Annotated in this window: 19 protein-coding genes and 1 riboswitch; of the genes, 5 read left to right on the top strand and 14 right to left on the bottom strand. The window is 57.5% G+C overall.

Features of this window, described 5'->3' with window-relative positions; genetic code table 11:
- Nucleotides 1-10 precede the first annotated feature (10 nt).
- Nucleotides 11-1297, top strand: coding sequence for a mechanosensitive ion channel family protein (locus G364_RS0110850; protein WP_019935175.1), 1287 nt, complete (start codon nt 11-13; stop codon nt 1295-1297).
- 42 nt (nt 1298-1339) lie between these two features.
- On the opposite strand, the gene G364_RS0110845 is transcribed toward G364_RS0110850, so the two are convergent.
- The 5 genes from G364_RS0110845 to G364_RS0110825 form a co-directional block, all read right to left on the bottom strand.
- The gene (locus G364_RS0110845) at nt 1340-2407 is read right to left on the bottom strand and encodes a c-type cytochrome (protein WP_019935174.1); all 1068 of its coding nucleotides are present in this window, start codon (nt 2405-2407) and stop codon (nt 1340-1342) included.
- A 1-nt stretch (nt 2408) separates the two neighbouring features.
- The gene (locus tag G364_RS0110840) at nt 2409-3023 is read right to left on the bottom strand and encodes a c-type cytochrome (protein WP_019935173.1); all 615 of its coding nucleotides are present in this window, start codon (nt 3021-3023) and stop codon (nt 2409-2411) included.
- A 156-nt stretch (nt 3024-3179) separates the two neighbouring features.
- Nucleotides 3180-3680: a M48 family metallopeptidase gene (locus G364_RS0110835; RefSeq protein WP_019935172.1), complete on the bottom strand. Its 501-nt coding sequence runs from the start codon at nt 3678-3680 to the stop codon at nt 3180-3182.
- A gap of 4 nt (nt 3681-3684) precedes the next feature.
- Nucleotides 3685-4470: a putative metalloprotease CJM1_0395 family protein gene (locus G364_RS16505; protein ID WP_019935171.1), complete on the bottom strand. Its 786-nt coding sequence runs from the start codon at nt 4468-4470 to the stop codon at nt 3685-3687.
- A 122-nt stretch (nt 4471-4592) separates the two neighbouring features.
- Nucleotides 4593-6812: a TonB-dependent receptor domain-containing protein gene (locus G364_RS0110825; protein WP_019935170.1), complete on the bottom strand. Its 2220-nt coding sequence runs from the start codon at nt 6810-6812 to the stop codon at nt 4593-4595.
- Between the two features lie 273 nt (nt 6813-7085).
- Between G364_RS0110825 and G364_RS0110820 the strand changes: the two genes are divergently transcribed.
- Nucleotides 7086-8006, top strand: coding sequence for a LysR family transcriptional regulator (locus tag G364_RS0110820; protein WP_019935169.1), 921 nt, complete (start codon nt 7086-7088; stop codon nt 8004-8006).
- Here G364_RS0110820 and G364_RS0110815 read toward each other — a convergent pair.
- The 4 genes from G364_RS0110815 to G364_RS0110800 all read right to left on the bottom strand — a co-directional run bounded on the left by G364_RS0110815 (nt 8003) and on the right by G364_RS0110800 (nt 10231).
- The gene (locus G364_RS0110815; RefSeq protein WP_019935168.1) at nt 8003-8353 is read right to left on the bottom strand and encodes a metalloregulator ArsR/SmtB family transcription factor; all 351 of its coding nucleotides are present in this window, start codon (nt 8351-8353) and stop codon (nt 8003-8005) included. The genes G364_RS0110820 and G364_RS0110815 overlap by 4 nt on opposite strands.
- Nucleotides 8347-8760 (bottom strand): arsenate reductase/protein-tyrosine-phosphatase family protein, encoded by a 414-nt coding sequence (locus tag G364_RS0110810; RefSeq protein WP_019935167.1) that lies wholly within the window; start codon nt 8758-8760, stop codon nt 8347-8349. Before G364_RS0110810 ends, G364_RS0110815 begins: the two co-directional genes overlap by 7 nt.
- A 96-nt stretch (nt 8761-8856) precedes the next feature.
- Nucleotides 8857-9855 carry an NAD(P)/FAD-dependent oxidoreductase gene (locus G364_RS0110805; protein ID WP_019935166.1) on the bottom strand — a complete coding sequence of 333 codons (999 nt, stop codon included), beginning with the start codon at nt 9853-9855 and terminating at the stop codon, nt 8857-8859.
- Nucleotides 9845-10231 (bottom strand): thiol-disulfide oxidoreductase DCC family protein, encoded by a 387-nt coding sequence (locus tag G364_RS0110800; RefSeq protein WP_156816492.1) that lies wholly within the window; start codon nt 10229-10231, stop codon nt 9845-9847. The genes G364_RS0110805 and G364_RS0110800 overlap by 11 nt, the downstream gene beginning before the upstream one ends.
- Before the next feature lie 181 nt (nt 10232-10412).
- Here G364_RS0110800 and G364_RS0110795 point away from each other — a divergent pair, with 181 nt between their 5' ends.
- Nucleotides 10413-11153 carry an EAL domain-containing protein gene (locus tag G364_RS0110795; RefSeq protein WP_019935164.1) on the top strand — a complete coding sequence of 247 codons (741 nt, stop codon included), beginning with the start codon at nt 10413-10415 and terminating at the stop codon, nt 11151-11153.
- A gap of 4 nt (nt 11154-11157) precedes the next feature.
- Nucleotides 11158-12147: a sensor domain-containing diguanylate cyclase gene (locus G364_RS0110790; protein ID WP_019935163.1), complete on the top strand. Its 990-nt coding sequence runs from the start codon at nt 11158-11160 to the stop codon at nt 12145-12147.
- 41 nt (nt 12148-12188) lie between these two features.
- Here G364_RS0110790 and G364_RS0110785 read toward each other — a convergent pair whose 3' ends face one another.
- Together G364_RS0110785 and ytfE are read right to left on the bottom strand one after the other, a co-directional pair.
- The gene (locus G364_RS0110785) at nt 12189-14489 is read right to left on the bottom strand and encodes a nitric-oxide reductase large subunit (protein ID WP_019935162.1); all 2301 of its coding nucleotides are present in this window, start codon (nt 14487-14489) and stop codon (nt 12189-12191) included.
- Complete coding sequence (gene ytfE / locus G364_RS0110780; protein ID WP_019935161.1) at nt 14482-15159, bottom strand: iron-sulfur cluster repair protein YtfE; 678 nt, start codon at nt 15157-15159, stop codon at nt 14482-14484. Before ytfE ends, G364_RS0110785 begins: the two co-directional genes overlap by 8 nt.
- 154 nt (nt 15160-15313) lie before the next feature.
- Between ytfE and norR the strand changes: the two genes are divergently transcribed.
- A complete protein-coding gene (gene norR, locus G364_RS0110775) occupies nt 15314-16843 on the top strand; it encodes a nitric oxide reductase transcriptional regulator NorR (protein ID WP_019935160.1) in 1530 nt (509 codons plus the stop codon).
- 15 nt (nt 16844-16858) lie between these two features.
- Here norR and G364_RS0110770 read toward each other — a convergent pair whose 3' ends face one another.
- From G364_RS0110770 to pyrC, 3 genes are all read right to left on the bottom strand, one after another.
- Nucleotides 16859-17302 (bottom strand): hypothetical protein, encoded by a 444-nt coding sequence (locus tag G364_RS0110770; protein ID WP_156816491.1) that lies wholly within the window; start codon nt 17300-17302, stop codon nt 16859-16861.
- 162 nt (nt 17303-17464) lie between these two features.
- A complete protein-coding gene (locus tag G364_RS0110765; RefSeq protein ID WP_019935158.1) occupies nt 17465-18904 on the bottom strand; it encodes a sodium:solute symporter family transporter in 1440 nt (479 codons plus the stop codon).
- A gap of 81 nt (nt 18905-18985) precedes the next feature.
- A riboswitch (TPP riboswitch) is annotated at nt 18986-19092 on the bottom strand.
- 93 nt (nt 19093-19185) lie between these two features.
- Nucleotides 19186-20217 (bottom strand): dihydroorotase, encoded by a 1032-nt coding sequence (gene pyrC, locus G364_RS0110760; RefSeq protein WP_026344853.1) that lies wholly within the window; start codon nt 20215-20217, stop codon nt 19186-19188.
- Nucleotides 20218-20346 lie beyond the last annotated feature (129 nt).

Below are 20346 nucleotides of genomic sequence, written 5' to 3'. Positions count from 1 at the left end.
AGTGAGAGCAATGGATGAGGTAAAAGATCTGGAAGGCTGGTTGTTGCCCTGGCTGAATCAATACGTTCCCCAGTTTGCCAAGCTGGCCTATACCGGTATTGCGCTGGCACTGATTGTTATCATTTCGCTTGGCATTCACTTTGTGCTGCACAGGGTGGTATTACGCTGGGTGGAAGGGCGCACCCGGGGCACGCAGCGCATCTGGCGGCGGGCCTTTTTTGAGCGCAAATTATTTGGCCGGCTGGCACTGACTCTGCAGGGCATCATTATTTACATACAAGCCGGGCTCTGGCTAAAAGGCGATACCATATTATTACCTGCCATTCAGACCGCGGTAAATATGTGGATCCTGCTCTACGCCTTATTATCGCTTTATTCCCTGCTGGATGCGTTGCTGGATATTTTTCGTCAGCGTCCGGCAATGCGGACTTTTCCGTTGCGGGGTATTTTTCAGAGCATAAAACTGATTGCCAGTATCTTTATTGGCCTGCTGATTATCTCTGCCCTGATCGGCAAGTCACCGGTGATCCTGCTGAGTGGTCTGGGTGCCATGACGGCCGTGCTGATGCTGGTATTTAAAGACCCCATCATGGGGCTGGTGGCAGGTATTCAGCTTTCAGCCAACGACATGCTGGCGGTGGGGGACTGGCTGGAAATGGGGCGTTACGGTGCCGACGGCGAAGTGATTGATATTGGCCTGACCACCGTAAAAGTACAGAACTGGGACCACACCATTACCACCATTCCCACTTATGCCCTTATTTCCGACTCCTTTAAAAACTGGCGGGGCATGAGCGAATCTGGCGGCCGGCGCATCAAGCGCAGCGTGCTGCTCGACGCCAGCAGCGTGCGCTTTCTTAACGAAGACGATATTCAGCGGCTGCAGAAGTCTCGCTTGCTCGGTGATTATCTGAATGAAAAAGTACAGGAAATCACACGTTATAACAGTGAAAAGCAGACAGACATGAGCCTGCTGGTGAATGGCCGGCGGCTGACCAACCTCGGCACCTTCAGAGCGTACCTTGGAGTGATGCTGCGCGAGCACCCGCATATCCATCAGCAAATGACCCTGATGGTGCGTCAGCTGGAAGCCAGCAGTAATGGTATTCCTGTTGAAATTTATGCGTTTACCAATACCACCAGCTGGGTAGTTTATGAGGGCATACAGTCTGATATTTTCGATCATATCTTTGCGGTGCTACCCGAGTTTGATCTGCGAGTACATCAAACTCCCACCGGTTATGATATGCGCATGCTGGCTCACCATGAGCAGCCAAAGCTGAAAAAGGTGATGTAAATAAAAAGGCCGGAATATTCCGGCCTTTTTTGTGCAGTGTGATTACGGCTTGTTCGGATGGTTGGGATAGCTGGCAGTGCCCAGCACGCTGCCATTGAACTCCTTGCCATACTGGCTGTATCCACCGTGAAATTTTTCCACGGTTTCTTCCAGTGAGCCCTTGTTACGCGGATCTTGCGGGCGCTCCTGAGTGTCAAGATACATGGCCACGTCCCAGGCCTGCTGCTCGGTGAGTTTCTCGGGCTGCCCCAGGGGCATGTTTTTGTGAATAAAGTAAGCGGCCGTATTCACCCGCTGCATGCCGGCACCCCAGTTATAGGTGTCCGGCCCCCACAGCGGCGGGAATACATAGCGGTCATTCACTTTCTGACCTTCACCATTGGCACCATGACATACAGCACATTCCTGTGCATATACGGCTTTGCCACGGGTAATATCAGGCTCCTGCCCGGGGTCAGACAACTTGGGGTAGCCCCGGCCCGGCGTTTTCACTTCAGCGGTGCCGCCATTATCCAGATAAGCCTGCATAAAGGGGAAGTCATCACGTTTGCCGCCTTTTACCAGGTCCTCATCGCCGGGAATGGGCATGGTGGCCGGATCAAACTGTTCACCGGTCATGGTGCCCTGAGCCAGCCAGTAGGCGTAGGCAGACAAATCAACCAGCACCGGGTTCATATGCTCAGGCGGTGTTCCGTTCATGGAATACAGAAAGCAGCCCTGAATACGCTCTTCATAGCTGTTGATGCGGTCATTCTTTTTTCGGTAAGCGGGGTAACTCATATAAGCCGCCCACAGCGGCGCGGCATTTTCTTTTTTGCCGGCATCCATGTGGCAGTTGACGCAGTTAAGACCGTTACCGACAAACTCCGGAGACAGTGACTGAGTGTTAACAAAATAGTTATAGCCACGGATCACTCGCTCACCGAACTCACCTTCCGGCAGTTTGTCCCAGCCGGGAGGAGCCGGATATTCACCGGCCGCCTTGCCTACAGGGAGCTCTTCCTGAATGGCCAGTTTTTCCAGATTGGCCGGCTGAGCAGTGCTCTGGGCATGAGCTGCAGTGACACCAGCCAGTGTCAGGCCCAGCATAATGGCAGAAATTCGGTTCATGTTACTGACCTCCCAGGCTTGCGAAGTAGCTGGCAACGGCGGTAATTTCTTCTGCCGTCAGCTTTTTGGCCACCGGGGCCATCAGGCCGTGAGTGTCGGTAGCACGGCTGCCGCTTTGCCAGGCTTTAAGCTGGCTCTCTATATAGTCGGCGTGCTGGCCGGCCAGATGAGGAAATACCTCACCCACACCGACGCCTTCCGGTCCATGACAGGCCACACAACTTGGCAAATCACGCTGCCAGTCGCCCTGATAGGCCAGTTTCTCGCCCAGCTCCATGTGTTGTGGTGCCGGTTTTTCACCGCGAAAAGCCGGGTTGTCCGGCAGTGATACCGGCAGGCTGGCAAACCACTGACTGACGGCCTCAACACCGGCGTCGTCCAGCATCATGGCCATGGGCTTCATAATGGCATTATTGCGAGCTCCGCTCTGAAAGTGGCGCAGCTGCTCTGCCAGATAAGGAGCCGGCATACCGGCAATGGAAGGGGCCACATTGGCCATGCCAAGGCCGTTGGCCATATGACAACTGACACAGACACCCGCCTGCGGCGGCATTTCTGCCATCACAGGAAGTGCGCCGGCTCCCAGCAAAGCTCCCAGTAGTATGGTCTTGGTCATTGTTATTATCCTCGATTGGAGGTGGGTGTTACTCAGCGCTAATTCTAGAACCCGAACCCGAGGGCGAGTATACGTATATTCCACATAAAGAGCGGGTTCTTTATTGTTTTTAAAAGAAAAATACGTCTTGCCTGAAAAAAGCGCTGTTAACCGGTCTCAGGCTTGCCTGACATGATCCCGCCACAGCAGCCAGAGCCGGGTATCCAGTTCCAGCTGATGATAGTCAGGCTCCATATGACAACATAGTTGATAGAAGGCCTTGTCGTGTCCTTTTTCCCGAAAGTGGGCCAGCTCATGAACGACTATCATGCGCAAAAACTCCGGCGGCGCTTCACGAAACAGGGCGGCCACGGTAATGCTGTTGCGGGTTTTGAGTTTGTTGCCCTGCACATGGGCACGGTAGGTATGCAGACCCAGCGCCTGTTTCACCACGTTCAGTTTGCTGTCATAGCGAGCCTGACTAAGCGGCGCTGCTTTTTTCATATAGCGGCTTTTCAGCGCGCTTACATAATCGTAAAGCGCCTTGTCGCTCTGCACGTGATGAGACTCTGGATATTTTCGCGTCAGGTAGGTGCCAAGACGGCCATCAGTCACCAGCCTGGCGGCCTGTTGCTGCAGAGATGCCGGATAGCCGGCGAGGTAGTCTGGAGTGCTCAAAATATTATGCCAGGCCGATCAGTGCCTGAGCCTGCTGTTTGGCCGAGCGGCCATAAACACCGGCAATCACTTCATTGCGCTGCTGCATGGGACTGTTGGGATCGCGCTCAGCGGAGGAAACCGGTTTGCTGCTGGCGTCTTCCTGTTTGCCGTCCCGCAGCTCTGCGCGGGCCTGGGCGATGAGTTGTTCGGCCTGGGCGGCGGCATTCTTGTCGGCCTGAGACGGCTCTGCCGGTGCCATGGCAGCCGCCTTTATCTGCTGCATTTTATCGATGGTGGCCTGCGGATCGCCGGGCACCGGTGACATGTCAACCTGCACATGGCCTTCTACCGCATACTGTTTGCCGTCGGGGCCGGTTTCATATTCGTAATTGGGCGAGCCTGCATGCTGGCCACCCACGGCAGCGTGCTGCTGTTCATGGGTGCGCACTTCCTGATCCCGTAACTTGAGATCGTTCAGCTCCAGCACTTCTTCTTCGGTCATGGGTTCGCCGGAGGGTTTGCTGGGGCGAGTGCCGGCTTCGGTGCTGGCCTGCTCATTCCCGGCTTTTTCTTTGCTGTCTGCAGGGGGATCGGCAGAGTCGGTTTCAGTGCCGGTTTTCTGGCCACGGGCATCATACAGGGCGATTTCTTCGCCGCCGCGCTCACGGCGCTCGTCCTGACCGGCAAAGGCATCGGCCTGCTGAGGCGGAGCAATACGCTCCTGTTTGTCGTTGTCCTGACGCGACTGAGTGCCGGCGGTTGGTGCCGGAACAAACAGCGGATCATTAAGCCGGTTGTCGATATTCATGGAAATCTCACCGAATAAAAGTCAGGAAACGATGGCTTATTAAACATAAGAATCATGGTTAAAGAAAGCAAATAAAAAAGCCCTCTTGCAAGAGGGCTAAACAGCAGGCGTAAATCAGGTGATCAGAAACGAATATTAGTAGACAACCAGAGACGACGGCCTTCTTCCAGCACACCGTCCGTCGAGCGACCGCTCTGGGTGTAATCAGAAGCCCAGTCATTACCATTGTTATAGAAAGTGCCTGTGGTGAAGTCTTTGTCGAGCAGGTTATAAATGGTGGCGTTCAGGGTTACCTTGTCGGATACCTGATAGGAGCCTCCCAGGTGAAACAGCTCATAGCCCTGAATGTCGCCTGCCGCGTCGAGCAGGGCCTGCTGATCGGTGTCCAGGTTTTCACGCTTGCTGAGGAAGCGGGCGCGATCGCTGCGGTATTCACCCTGCAGCCACAGGGTCAGCTGTTCTGTGGTGTTCCAGCTCAGTTTGGCATTAACCATGTGTCTGGGCGTGTTGGTCAGAGGTTCACCCTGGTTATCACCGCTTTTCTGCTCGCTGTCGGTCAGGGTGTAATTACCGGAGAGTTTCCAGTCCGGAGCAAACTGCCAGCCGGCAGCCAGCTCTATCCCCTGAGTCACGGCTTTATCCACGTTGACTTTCTGCGAGCAGGTACCACCCGCATTGCCGGCACAAAGCGGGTCACTGACGGGATCACCGTCTGCGATTTTATCGCTGAACTGAGTATGGAACAGGGTCACATTGGCATTGAGGCCTGTAAGGCTGTCGTAATAGGCACCTACTTCGGTATTAATGGTGGTTTCCGGCTGCAGATCCGGGTTGCCGATATTAATGACAGTGCCCTGTCCGCCAATACCGTTAATGCCATCATGCAGGTCATTCAGACTGGGGGTTTTATAGCCCTTGCTGACACCGCCCTTGAGGGTCCAGTTGTCTGTGGTGTTCCATACCAGATAACCGCGGGGGCTGATATGACCGCCAAAGGCATCATGATGGTCATAGCGGGCCCCCAGCGTCAGGGCCAGATCGTCGCGCAGCATCCACTCGTCTTCACCAAACAAGGCCCAGGATTTTTGCTCAAAGGTTTCGGTGGAAATACCGTCTTTCAGCTCGGAATCCTGCCACTGGCCGCCGATGGTGGCAATATGGGTATCACCGACAGGGGCTACCAGCTTGCTGTCGATAACCAGTTCGGTGGCTTTCAGCTCCCGGTCATTGCCGACGATAATGGAGGGAAAACCATCATAGCTGCTGCCAATAGGTTTGAAGTTGGACTGACCGGCTCGTCCGCCCGGAATGGTGCGGCCCAGGGTTTCGGTGGTGTTGTGGGTAATGCTGCTGTCAAGGTTGCCGAATCCCAGCCGGGCACTGTGCGTAAGCGCCAGCTGATCCCGCTCAAAGCGCAGCTCATCCTTATAGCCGTTGGCCTGGGTGGGCTCTTCCTGAGAGCAGCCGTTTACCGCGCTGCCGCCGGTTTTACCATCCAGAGTGCCCAGCTGACAGTCGTCATTGTTATAGACCTGACGGCCCCGCTCCATATCCAGAGAAATATCGTGATCTTCGTTGGGTGTAAAGGTCAGGCGGCCACCGATGGTATAATTTCGCCCCTCTACCGGCGACACACCGCGCTTGTTGACGGTTGAGCCATTATCAAAGGTCAGATCAGACGCTCCCCGGTCGTATACACTGCCGCGCACCGCCAGGCCCAGCTTGTCTTCCATCAGCGGGCCGGAAGTATAAAAGCTGACATTACTTGAATCGCCGTAGTCGCGATCTTCCTGGAAGGTGTGATCCAGGGTGACCGAGCCGCTCCACTCATTTGCCACTTTTTTGGTGATGATATTGATCACCCCACCCATGGCATCAGAGCCATACAGGGTGGACATGGGACCGCGGATCACTTCAATGCGCTCAATGGCGGACAGCGGCGGTATAAAGCTGGTGGCGGTGTCGTTAAAGCCGTTGGGAGTGGCGTTGCCGGAGGTATTCTGGCGGCGGCCGTCGATCATGATCAGCGTATATTCGCTGGGCAGACCACGCATGCTGATATTAAGGCCGCCGGTTTTTCCGGTGCCCTGGCGAATATCAATGCCTTCTACTCCATCCAGTGCCTGCGCCAGGTTGCCATAACGTTTTTGCTGCAGTTCCTGCTGGCCGATAACGGTAATGCTGGCCGGCGCGTCAGTAACGTCCTGTTCAAAGCCGGACGCACTGACCACCACGGTATCAAATACCTGAGCGGTCTGTGCTTGCGCGGTGGCGAGGGTGGCGGTGTTTAACAGCACCAAAGAAATAGCGCTGGCCAGACGACTGGGCATGAGCTTGGGCATGACTACTCTCCTGTGTACAAATATGCCGACTTCGATAAAAATGAGCTTGTTAATGATAATTGTTATTGAAAGCGATTGGCATTGTAGAGAAAGCCTTTCCAAAAAGTGACATCAATTAATGGAACATTTCATTCCGTTAATGGAACAGCGCCTTGAGCTTTTGGGTGATAGTGATGGAGCCGGTGTCTGGTGTTTTTTCTATTCGCTAATGGCTGCCCGTCGTTGCCCGCAGCCGGGCTTGCCAGGTCATGTTGATAATTTTATGGGAGCGCTATGCAAGATTTGTTTGAGCTGGAAGGCGTTGTCACTGTGGTGGCCTGTGGCAGCCTCACGGAGGCTGCACGGCGTCTTGGTGTGCCCAAGTCGACCTTAAGCCGGCGGCTCAGTCAGCTGGAGTCCCGGCTTGGTCAGCCATTGCTGCATCGCCGTGGTAACCGCCTGCAGGCCACTGAAGCGGGTGTATTGTTTGAACGGTATAGCCGGCAAATACTGCACCTTGCAGAGCAGGGGCGTCAGGCCATGGATGACCTGAAAGAAGAGATAAGCGGCGAACTGGTCATAAAAGTGCACAGCAGCTGTATCAGAGGGTGGTTTCCTGGTGTGCTGCAGCAGTTTATGGCGGACTATCCCGGTGTGAGCATCTCGCTCTATAGCGAGACCCGGGCACCGCCTGCGAAAGCCGGGCAGAATGAAATATGGCTATGGGTGGGCGATGATCCTCAGTGTGGCCTGCGCCATGAGGTGCTTGGCCACTGGCCGCGCAGACTTTATATGAGCCCGGATTATGCACAGCGCCATGGTGTGCTGCGGCACCCTCAGGAGTTGCCGGAGCATGTCTGGATAGACAGGCTCAGCGAGCGTCATCATGCGCTTTTGCTGCGCCATGAGCATGAAGGTGAATATATTTTTCAGCCGTTACCTTCCCGGCTGAAGGCAGATGATTACATACTGCAGCTGGATGCCATTGCCAACGGGCAGGGCATTGGCGTACTGCCCGAGTACTATGCTGAAGCATACCTTAAGGCGCACCCGGGGCGCTTGCAGCTTTGTCTGCCCGAGTGGCGGCTGCCGCCGTTGCCGGTGGGGTTACTCTACTCCTTTGGCCGTCAGCCCAAAAAGCAGGCAGCGCTGCTGTCGTATCTGCGTCAGTCGGTACCGGCAGAGTGGACCATATTGCCAGCCCGGGAAGGTTAACAGCACTGTTGCTGACGCTCGGGACGGTTACCCATTGTCGCCAGGCGGCTCAGGGCCGGTGCAATATAATGTTGAAAATGCTGATGGGTCTGGTGCAGCAGTGTTTTGCTGCCGTTATCCAGATCGTCGGCAAGACGATAATACACCCACTGGCCGGCGCGGCGGTCGGCCAGCAGGCCGGCCTGGCGCAGCAGGGCTAGATGGCGGGAAATTTTGGGCTGGGTTTCATTAAGCGCGTGAGTCATTTCACACACGCAGATTTCGCCTTCAGCCACGATCAGCAGCACCAGCTGCAGACGCGTATCATCGGCCAGCGCCTTGAACAAAGACAGGGGAGAGGTTACCACAGGGTTTTCTCCTGCCGGTCCTGTACCAGTACCAGTAACTTTATACGTTCGTAAATTTCCTGGGTGAGCTTGCTGGCATCAGTTTCGCTGCAGCAGGGAGTGTCGGTAAAGTGCCAGGCCATAAAGCGTTCTGCCGGCACAGCACCGGCGGCCGCTTCTGCCTGCTCACACAGGCTGACAACAATATCAAAATATTCGTCGGCAACCGCATCCAGGCCCTTGCTCTCAAGGCCGCTGGTGTCAACGTTCAGTTTATTCAGCGCGGCCAGCGCATTGGCATCGATGGCCACCGGCTGCACACCGGCACTCATTACCCGGTAGCGATCTGCCGCCAGATGATTAAGCAATGCCTCGGCAATGGGGGAGCACACGCTGTTGCTGTGGCAGACAAAAAGCACAGAAGTCATGGCAAGGCCCGTATTCTTGATAATGCGCTCATCTTATATACGGACCTTCGCATGTCAACGCCGTTGTCATTCGCCTGTCATATTTTGCGCGGCAGGTCAGAAGCCCTGCTGTTTTAAACGGGCGGCCAGCTGGTGAGCGCTGGTAAAGGCGGCTTCTACCCGGCCCCCCAGGCACCAATCACCACAGGCAGCCAGCTTGCGCTCGCTGTCCAGCACATACCCCGAAGGATCATGCCCCAGCGCATTCTTGGTTACTTCTGTGGCCAGAGCATAGCGCCAGCGGTGCAGCTGTGCTTCCTGTACGGCTTGCGGGCTGACGCCGGTCAGTGCGCAGAATTCGGCGGTCAGCTGGTTCCGTACCGTATCCTGACAGTCTTCCAGATGGGTAGCAGCCCAGTCGGCGGTGCTGTGAGCCACCACAGCACCCAGCTCCCTGTTGCGGCCGGGCAGGCGATGGTTAAAGGCAATCCAGCGCAAGGAAGAATCATTCACTTTGGCTGCATCCCACACCGGCAGATCACTGTCGTTGACTTTCAGCATCAGGGCGTAGCAGGGCAGCATGCCAAAATCGGCCCAGGTGTCGGGCGCAAAGGGCAAGAGCACTTGAGTTTGCGGCAGCGGTGCCGAGCTGATTACCCAGTCAAACTCGCCCAGCTCCGCCCCTTGGTCATCCAGCAGCCGCCACTTGCCATTGTGCTGCTGCAGGGTTTCAACCCGGGTTTGCAGAGCAATGTTCAGCCCCGGACTCATGGCCTTGAGCAGGCTGTTCATGCCCGGTGCGGCCACATAATGAGGCTCAAACCAGGGGCGCTTGTAAGCGGGCTGACAAGGGGAAAGGGTGGTGATATTGGGTTGCCACTCCACCACGTCACCGCTGGCAATAAAGGGCTTGAGCAGTGCCTTGAAAGCACGGGAGCGGGCGGTAAAAAACTGGGCACCATGATCCCAGCGATGCTCATCGCGGCGGCGGGTAGACATGCGTCCGCCCAGCCCCCGGGCCTTTTCAAACAGGCTGATGTTGGCGTGTTCGCTCAGTTCCCGGGCCAGGGTTAAACCGGCCAGACCGGCACCGATAATGGCAATGTCAGCTTTCATTGTGTTCCTTATTAGTATGAATGGTGCATTGTTGAACATGGGGCTGGCGGCGGTACCAGCATAAAAACAACCGGTAGCCGGCATTCAGCAGCCAGCGCACCGGTGCCAGGCGGGCAAGGCGCGCCAGCCAGGCAAGCGCAGGCACGGTTTGCCATAACAGCAAAAAGGCATCTACGCCGGTATGCAGGTGTTGCTGCTCATCCAGCAGATGCAACTGCTGCAGGCACAAAGCCGGCGTCAGGCCGGCGGCAGCCAGCTCTGGTGGCTGATCCCAGATATTGAGCCAGCGCACTGAGCCGGATTTTGCCCGCCGGCGGTAAAAGGCAATTTCCCGGTCGCACAGGCCACAGCGGCCATCGTAAAATACGGTCAGCATAATGAAACTCTGCATAAAGACGGACAAGGTTCCCCTGAGACCGAGACCGATCCCGCTTTCTTTCAGTGATTTTTATGCGTACTCCGCCTCACCGGCCAATAATCGGTTTACAATGAAAACTTTGCGGCAACCGAAACAGGTGAGTATGGAGATTCCGATACGTATAAAGCAGAAAACCTGCATGGATTGCCTGAGCGGGCACTCCCTGGGGTTTGATATTCGCATGGCCTTTCAGCCCATTATTGACTGGCAGCAACAGGATATTTTTGCTTACGAGGCGCTGGTGCGCGGGCCGGAAGGGCAGGGTGCCGGTTGGGTATTTGAGCAAATCAAGGGCGATAACAAGTACTACTTTGATCAGATGTGCCGGGTTAAGGCCATTGAAACCGCCGCCCGTCTGGGCTGCGATCGCCTGCTCAGCATCAACTTTTTGCCCAATGCCATTTACAATCCGGACACCTGTATTCGCGCTACCATAGAGGCCTCTGAGCTGTATGGTTTTGATCTTAAAAAGATTATTTTTGAGGTGACTGAAGGTGAGCGTATTGTCAGCCAGCAAAAGCTCAAGCGCATTTTTGAGGCGTATGCCCGCTATGGGTTTTATACCGCCATTGATGACTATGGCGCCGGTTTTACCAGCCCAGAGTGGTTATACAGCCTCAAGCCCGCCATTGTGAAACTGGATATGGACATGATTCGTGATATTCATCGCGATCCTGCCAAGCAGCAGCAGCTGGCAGAAGTACAGCGGGTATGCCGGGAGCTGAATGCCCTGGTGCTGGCCGAAGGCATCGAAACCGTGGAAGAGCGGGATTATCTGGTGAATGCCGGTGTGCGTTATTTGCAGGGCTACCTGTTTGCCCGCCCCATGCTGGAAGAGCTGACAGGACTTGAGCAGATAACGGGCTGGACGACCGGATAGCGTGATGAACAGCGCGCGAGAACTGCTTCGGCTGCAGGTTGAAAACGAACGACTAAAGCGCATTGCCGCCGATGCCCGGGAAAAACTGGAAGCGGCCATGGACGGCACCGGCCTGTGCGTGTGGCAGCTGCATGTGCCCAGCGGCAAGCTGGTTATCTTTAACCGGCGCTGGGGTGCCATGCTGGGCTTTCAGCCCAAGGAAATAGAAGCCAGCTTTGAGGTGTGGAAGTCGCACCTGCACCCGGAAGACCGGGAAGAAGTGCTCAACAACTTTTTTGAGCACCTGCACGGGCGCAGTGAATTTTATGAAGTGCAACACCGCATGGTGGCCAAGAATGGTGCCATTACCTGGGTGCAGGACAGGGGCCGGGTAGTAGAGCGCGACGAACAGGGCCGGCCGCTGCGCGTGATGGGCACCCATATCGATATCACTCAGGAAAAGGAGTACGAGCTTGCTCTTTCACGCCTGGCGCACAAGGATCCGCTTACCGGTCTGCTCAACCGCGGCGGCCTGATTGAACGCTTCAAGGCGCTTAAAAGCGAAGGCGCGCTGACCCTGTGCTTTATTGATCTCGACGACTTCAAACAGGTCAACGACACCCTGGGCCACCGTGCCGGTGACAGGCTGCTGATACAGCTGGCCGAGCGGCTGCGCGGCCTGTGCCCGCCGGAAGGGGTGCTGGGACGCTTGGGTGGCGATGAGTTTGTGTTGTTGTTGCCCTGGGCATTACAGAATCCTCAAACCCAGCCGCTGGCGCAGGCCTGCATCGACTGCCTGGATACACCCTTTGAACTGGATAACGGCGAGGCCTCTGTGGGCATGAGCATGGGAGTGGAAGGCGTGCGTGAGCAGGATGATTTTGCCGATGTCATGGCCCGGGCCGATGCCGCCATGTATCAGGTAAAACGCGCGGGCAAACGCGGTATGGCTTTTAATGCAGCCCCTGTGGTGGCTCATATAGGATTAAATGAACGCAGCCGGCATACCGGATAATAAAGGCCCCGCCAGGCGGGGCAAGAGCAGAACCGAAGAAATTATTTGCTCATCAGCTCGGGCACATCGCACTCCTGGGGCTCAATGGCCAGACTGGTGGCGTGGCCGGCGGGCTGGCGCAGGCCGATGATCACCTGCCAGGTCACCGCCAGGGCGCCGACGATGAACACCACGTCACCAAAGGTGCGCACCCAGCGCAGGGTTTGCAGCAGGCCCTGCTGCATAAAGCTTTCGCTGCGGGCATACCAGAGGCCTTCGCTGGCGCTGGCCACAAACTGAATGACACCCACCGGCAGCACGCTGGTAAACAGCATCAGTGCCAGGCCGCCGTTCATCCACCAGAAGGCGGTTTTCATCAGTGACTCGCTGAATACCAGATTGGGGCGAATGTAGCGCAGCACAAGCAGGGCAAAGCCCAGCGCCAGGAAACCATACACACCAAACAGGGCGGCATGAGCGTGAGTGGGCGTGGTGTTCAGACCCTGAATGTAATAGAGCGCCACCGGGGGGTTGATCATAAAGCCCAGCACACCGGCACCCAGCATGTTCCAGAAGGCTACTGCCACAAAGAACATCAGCGGCCATCTTACGTTTTCCATCCAGGGGGCGCTGTTCTTCAGCCGCCAGTTTTCCCAGGCCTCATAACCCAGCACCACCAGCGGCACCACTTCCAGGGCGCTGAAGGTGGCGCCCACCGCCATCACCGGGGTGGTGGTGCCGGAGAAATACAGGTGGTGGAAGGTGCCGGGAATGCCGCCCAGCATAAACAGCGAGGCCGAGGCCAGGCTGGCGGTGGTGGCGGCACGGCGGGACACCAGACCCATGCTGCAGAAGATAAAGGCCAGCGCCGTGGTGGCGAACACTTCAAAGAAGCCTTCCACCCACAGATGCACAATCCACCAGCGCCAGTATTCCATGACCGAGATATGGGTGCGTTCGCCGTAGAAGAAGCCGGCACCGTAGAAGAGGCCAATGGCTGCGCAGGAGGCGGTGAGCAGCGCCAGCAGGTGGCGATCACCGGGCTGACGCAGCGCCGGCACCACACCGCGCAGCATCAGCACCAGCCACAGCACTATGCCGGTGAACTTGCCAATCTGCCACAGCCGGCCCAGATCCACATATTCATAGCCCTGATGCCCCAGCCAGAAGTTGAGGTTGGCAGGCATAATTTGCGCAATGGCCAGATAGTTGCCAACAAAGCTGCCCACCACCACCGCCACCAGCGCCCAGAACAGCACGTTTACCCCCAGTGCCTGATATTTGGGATCCTTGCCGCCGTTGATGATGGGTGCGAGGAACAGGCCGGCGGCGAGAAAGCCGGTGGCAATCCAGAACAGGGCGCTCTGAATGTGCCAGGTGCGCAGCAGTGTGTAGGGGAACCACTTCGACAGCTCAATGCCGTAAAAATGCTGACCTTCCACCGTGTAGTGGGCAGTGGCGCCACCCAGCAGCACCTGAAAGGTAAACAGGGCCACCACCAGAAACACATATTTGCCCAGTGCCTTTTGAGATGCAGTAAGGGTGAAGGTGGTGAGCGGATCCTTTGCCGGCGGCTCAGGGTCGGCTTCGTCTTCCTTGCGCAGAAAAGCCCAGGCCCACACCAGACCGCCCACACCGGCAATCAGCAGCACCACGCTGGCAATGGACCAGACAATGTTCTCGGCGGTGGGCTTGTTGCCGATCAGCGGCTCGTGCGGCCAGTTGTTGGTATAGGTGGCTTCACTGTCTGGGCGCTCGGTGGCGGCGGCCCAGGCGGTCCAGAAGAAGAAATTGGTCATATCGGCCCGGCGCTCGGCGCTTGGCAGGGTGTTCTCCTTCATGGCAAAGCTCTGGCGAGTGCCGCGCAGGGCAGGGTCATCACTGAACAGTTTGTCGTAATAGGCAGCGGTATCGGCCATGGCCTGGGCACGGCGCTCAGACAGCACCAGTACGTCAGCCTCAGCATCGTAGCTGTTGGTGCGATATTCCTGCTTTAAGCGGTGTTGCAGCATGGCTTGCTGATCACCCTCAAGATTGGCATAAGCGGTGCCAAATTCATCCTGAGCGGCCAGCTCCAGCCAGGCTACCAGCTCCCGGTGCAGCCAGTCGGCAGTCCAGTCCGGTGCCTGATAGGCACCATGACCCCACACCGAGCCCAGCTGCATGCCGCCCACCGACTGCCAGGCGGTCTGGCCGTCGAGAATGCCGTCGTGGGTGGTAAGCAGGGTACCGTTTTCGGTCACTACCTGAGCGGGAATGGGTGGGGCCGTCCGATACACTTCACGGCCAAAATAGCCAAGAATGGCAAAAGTAATGCCAACAACCACCAATAACAGTAGCCAAAGGCGACGATAGTTAGCCATGTTGCACCTCCTGGTGCCGGGAAGGGGAAAAGAGAAGGTTGTTTTCCAGATGAATGTGCTGCATCAGGTCGTTCTGCAGCTCCTCAATGCCCGCATACAGCGCCTGCCAGCTGCCGCAGGCATCGGCGGGCAGGGCAAGGTGATTGGTCAGCTCCAGCAGGCGGGCCAGGGCCTGGCCATGGTCGTTGTGCTCCATGCGCATCACGCTGATCGGCCCCTGGGCGGGAGCAAACAGGCCCCGGCGCAGCATGGGGAACAAAATCTGCTCCTCTTTCTGCATGTGGCTTTCCAGCTCCTGGCCCATGCCCTCAAGATGATCCGCCAGCCCCTTGGGGCAGAGCGGATGCTCTTCATGTACCGCTTCCACCCGGCGGGCCAGCCCGGTGAGTTCTGCCAGCTGCTGGCGATGCACCTCATGGTAGCGTGCCAGAATATGGTCAATCAGCTCACCGGTGCCGGCCTCGGCCCAGTTGGTGTCGTCTTCGTTGCGGGCGGGCAGGGCTTCCAGCCGGGCAATGACCTCGGCGGCATCCAGCCCGCGCTCGGCCAGTGCCTCGCTTAACAACATGTTGCCGCCGCAGCAGTAATCCAGCCGGTAATGATGAAACACCCGGGTGGCTCCCGGAATATCCCGGGCCAGTGCGCCCAGGGAATGGTTGAGCAGGCTCATGATGTGGCTCCTTGTTCATGTTACCCTTGCTCTGTAATTGGCAAATTGCATGCCACTTTTTAAGTTGCTGATTTTAATGGGTTATGGATTTTTGATGGTATTTTTCACCCTGTTTGAGTAGGGTAAATAAAACCCTGTTACGGTAAAAATAACCATGCTTTATGAAATTCTGCTGGCGGATCTGGCCGCCGAGCTACCCAGAGCCGTGCGACTACAGAGTCTGGTGCGTATGGTGCGGGAACATTTTGGCTGCGGTGCCGTGTGTCTGCTGCGGCTGCAGGACGGCATGCTCAGCCCGGTGGCGGTAGAAGGTTTGGTGCAGGAGGCCCTTGGCCGGCGTTTTGTGGTGGCTCAGCACCCAAGGCTGGCGGCCATTCTGGCCAGCCGCAGCACTGTGGCCTTTGCCCCCGACTCACCTCTGCCCGACCCCTACGACGGCCTGCTGGAACATCATGTGGGTGAGGCATTGCCGGTGCACGACTGCATGGGCATCAGTTTGTATGTGAACGGCGAACTCTGGGGTGTGATGACTCTGGATGCACTGACCGCCGGCACTTTTGATCAGGACGCTCAAGATTCCCTGCAACGGCTGGCGCTGACCGTAGCCGCCGCCGTGCGCATGACCCGGCTGGAGCGGGACATTCGTGCCCTGCGGCTGGCCCGGCAGGATGCGCCTGTACCTTTGGGCGACCGGCAGGAAGGGGAAATTCTGGGGCAGAGCACCAAGCTTAAACGGCTGCTGCACGAGCTGAATGTGGTGGCCGACTCGGATTTGCCGGTGCTGCTTACCGGTGAAACCGGCGTGGGCAAGGACTTGTTTGCCCGCCGCCTGCATCAGCGCTCGCCCCGCAAAGACAAGCCGCTGGTGCAGGTAAACTGTGCCGCCCTGCCCGAATCCCTGGCCGAAAGCGAGCTGTTCGGCCATGTAAAAGGTGCTTTCTCCGGTGCCGGCAACGCCCGGCCCGGCCGCTTTGAAGCCGCCGACGGCGGCACTTTGTTTCTGGATGAAGTGGGTGAACTGCCACTGGGCATTCAGGCCAAGCTGCTGCGCACCCTGCAAAACGGTGAAATACAGCGGCTGGGGGAAGACGAACCGCGCAAGGTAAATATAAGAATTATTGCGGCCACCAATCGCCAGCTGCACGACAGCGTACGCGACGGCCATTTTCGTGCCGATCTCTACCACCGGCTGTCGGTCTACCCGGTGCCCATTCCGCCGCTGCGGGAGCGGGAAGGGGACGTGCTGATACTGGCCGGCCACTTTCTCGAGCTGAACCGGGGCCGGCTGGGCCTGCGCAGCCTGCGGCTCTCGCCCGCCGCTGAGCGAGCCCTGTGCGCCTACGCCTGGCCCGGTAACGTGCGCGAGCTGGAGCATGTGATCAGCCGCGCCGCCATCAAGGCCCTCAGCCGGGGTGCCGACCGCGCCGACATCATCACCCTGGAACCGGAGCTGCTGGATTTGGCCGGCAGTGAGCCATTAGCCGAACCCGCACAGACAGCAAGCATACCCAAGGCAGCTCCTCACCCGCTGGCCAGCCTGCAACAGGTGACTAATCAGGCTCAGCAGGCCGCCATTAAACAGGCGCTGGACGCTACCGAACACAACTGGGCCGCCGCCGCCCGCCTGCTGGAAGTGGATCCCAGTAACCTGCATAAACTGGCGAAGCGGTTGGGGATGAAGTGAGCGAGTGCCCAAGTATTATTCCTTTTGCAGCCTTACATCAAAGCTGACGTCTATTTCCATGGTGTTGTTCGGGGTGTGCTCTGTTTGCAGATTTTCCACATACATCAGGGTGGTGTTTACACTGCCGCTGGCCCGGCCGTTTTCGTTATTAAGCTCCAGCACATCCAGCTGAATGGGTACTTCTTCTTTGGTGCCGTAGTGCGGGGTAAGGCTGCTTTCCGGAAAATAGGTGACAGAAGCAGTGTTGACCTTATCTTGTATCACCATAAAGTCGATGGTGAGTGTGCCCTTGGTTTCATATTTGTTCTGGCGATGGCCCTGAATAGATACGCTGTACATGCCGGGCATCAGCTCACTGAAGTTGGCGGTAGAGCCTTGCTCATGCTCCAGAATATGCCAGCTGTGTTGTTCTCCGTTGAGGGTACCGGTCAGCTCGTTGGCAACCGCCAGCGGGGCCAAGAGCAGGGCCAGTGTCAGTGAGGTGGTTATTGTTTTAATGAGTGCTCTCCGCTTGAGTACCGGTTTGCCGATTGTTGTGCACTCAGTGTAGAACACAAAAAAACCGGCGGCCTTGGGGCACGCCGGCAATGTCTTGCGACGAATGGTTACAACAAAACGAAATCAGCTTTCCAGGCTGCGCACCCGGCTGGCCAAAGCGGCAAAGTCAAAGGGGTTGCGGTTAGGCACCAGCAGCAGCAGGGCAGACATGGCCACCGGCACAAAGGTGGCCAGCAGGAACGACTCCAGCAAATAGGTGGCGGCTTCGCCCGGGGCCGGGAACAGCATCAGGCCGGCCACCAGGCCGCCGAGTGTGCTGAGCATGGCGTTCCAGCCCTGATAGCGGGCGTTGTAAAAGCCAAAGAACACCGGAAAGGCAGCGGCACAGCACAGCAGATCTGCCAGCAGGAACAAATAAAGCACACTAAAGCCCTGCGAGGCCACATAGAGCACCGGAATGGAAGACAGCACAATTAGCCAGCGCGACAGCCCCAGCAGAGTGTGTACGCTGGTCTCGGGCAGCAGCCGGCGCAGGTCTACCACCAGCATGCTGGTCAGGCCGCTGATGGTGGAGTCGGCGCTGCTCATGATCAGCGCCAGGCCAAAGGGCAGCAGGCCAATGGCAAACCACAGCGGCATGTCGGGCATCAGCACGCTGAACAGCGCCACCGAGCCGTCGCCGGGCAGGTTCAGGCCCACAAAGGCCAGGCCAAACAGCCCCATAATAAAGATGATGGGAAAGCTGAGCACGCCGCTCAGAATAAAGCCGTTACGAATAACCTTGTTGTCCCGTGCGGCAAACACCCGCTGCCAGGTGCCCTGATAGAAGAGGCCGGTCAGCACCACGGCAAGAAAGAAGGTAAGGCCCGATTTCAGCCCTGTGGTGTCGAGCGGGTCAAGCAGGTGCGGTGCGGTTTGTTGCAGGCCGGCCAGGGCCGGGGCCAGACCGTCGGTAGCCTGCCAGCCCAGGGCTATCAGCACCAGCAAAAACGGTAAAATCACCAGCATCTGCACCCGGTCGGTAAAAATGGTGACCCGCAGGCCGCCATACAGGGTGTAAACAAGGGTGGCCACCATCACAATGCCGGCAGTAGTCCACAGCGGCACCGGTGCCAGCAGGGCTACCATCTGGGCAATGGCGGTAAGGCCGGCGGTGAGCGCAATAAACATGTAAAACAGCATGATCACCAGCACAAAACCAAACATGCCCCGGCCGTAGCGTCCCATTACAAATTCAGTGAGGGTGTGGCCTTCGGGCATTAGCTCGCGAATACGTTTGCCCAGCGGAATCATAATCAGCCGGGGTGCCAGCACACCAAGGGCATAGCCGGTAATGGCACCCACACCGCCCCAGGTGGCGGCCTGAGCCGGACCAAACAAAATCCAGGTGCCCATGGTGGTGGCCAGCAAGGTTAATGTAGTGGCGGTGCCGCTCTGGCTGTTGCGGGCCACAATAAAGTCTTCCGGTTTGTCGTTTTGCCGGCGGGCGTACAGCAACCCGGGAATGGCGAAAACCGCCGCAAATAAACAGAGCCATAAAATGGCGGTGGTGGTGTCCAGCATGTGTTCTCCCTTTGCTCCCGCGAGCATGAAATAGCCGGGGCATACGGGCGAAAGGAAGAGGCGGGCGGATCGTAATGGTGCGGGATCGTTCGTTTCCTTCCCTTCGCCGGCATTATCCGGATCAGGTTCTAAGGGTTACCGCCTGTGTGGCGGAGTCTCAGCCCGTGTGGGCTCCCCCAGGAATGCAGAATGAGAGTAAGGGGCGGGGCCTTGATTGTCAATCAACTCAAATGCAACACAAAAAACGCGACCGAAGTCGCGTTTTTATTAACTGACCATGGTTATTTCACCATCCAGCCAATGTCTTCGCCGGCGCGAATGGGCACCAGCTGGTCACCGCCCAGGGGCAGGGTAGCGTCCACCGTCCAGGATTCTTTTACCAGAGTGATGGTGTCTGGGTTGCGGGGCAGGCCGTAGAAGTCGGGGCCGTTATGGCTGGCAAAGGCTTCCAACTTGTTGAGCGCACCGGCTTCTTCAAACACTTCAGCATACAGCTCAATGGCAGCGTGAGACGTGTAGGCACCGGCGCAGCCGCAGGCGGCCTCTTTGCGGTGCTGAAAGTGCGGGGCCGAGTCGGTGCCCAGAAAGAATTTTTTGCTGCCGCTGGTGGCGGCACGCACCAGAGCGGCCTGATGGGTGTTGCGCTTGAGAATGGGCAGACAGTAGTAGTGCGGGCGAATGCCGCCCACCAGCATATGGTTGCGGTTAAACAGCAGGTGGTGAGCGGTAATGGTGGCGGCCACGTTGTCGCCGGCCTGCTCCACAAAGTTCACCGCGTGCTCTGTGGTGATGTGCTCAAGCACGATTTTCAGGTCGGGGAAGTCGCGCACCACGTCGGGCAGCACGGTTTCGAGGAACACTTTTTCCCGGTCAAAGATGTCGATGCGCGAATCGGTGACTTCACCGTGCACCAGCAGCAGGGTGCCGGTTTCCTGCATGGCTGCCAGCACCGGATAGATGTTTTTTACATCGGTCACGCCGGAGTCGGAGTTGGTGGTGGCACCGGCCGGGTAGAGTTTGCAGGCAACAATGTCGCCGCTGGTGCGGCCCTTGCGAATTTCGTCGGGGTCGGTTTTGTCGGTGAGATACAGGCTCATTACCGGCTCAAACCGGCTGCCTTCGGGGCGTACCGCCAGAATGCGCTCGCGGTATTGGTTGGCAAGCTCTGTGGTGGTAACGGGCGGCACCAGGTTGGGCATAACGAGGGCGCGGCCCAGATAGCGGCTGGCGTCGCGTACTGTGTCTTGCAGTTGCTCACCGTCGCGCAGGTGCAGGTGCCAGTCGTCGGGGCGGGTAATTGTCAGTGTGGTCATAGTCGGCTCGGCGTTATCCATTGCTTTCGAGAGCTTCATTATCCACTTACTGGCGGTTTTCACCAAATATAGCCACCGAAGCATCAGCGCGGTTGCGCTACGCCGACACGCTTCAAGCCCATCCTTGGG

Origin of the sequence: Oceanimonas smirnovii ATCC BAA-899 (genome assembly GCF_000381965.1) — a bacterium.
Classification (GTDB): Bacteria; Pseudomonadota; Gammaproteobacteria; order Enterobacterales; family Aeromonadaceae; genus Oceanimonas; species Oceanimonas smirnovii.
Note: the sequence above shows the minus strand (reverse complement) of the source record. Positions and strands in the feature narration are given on the sequence as shown.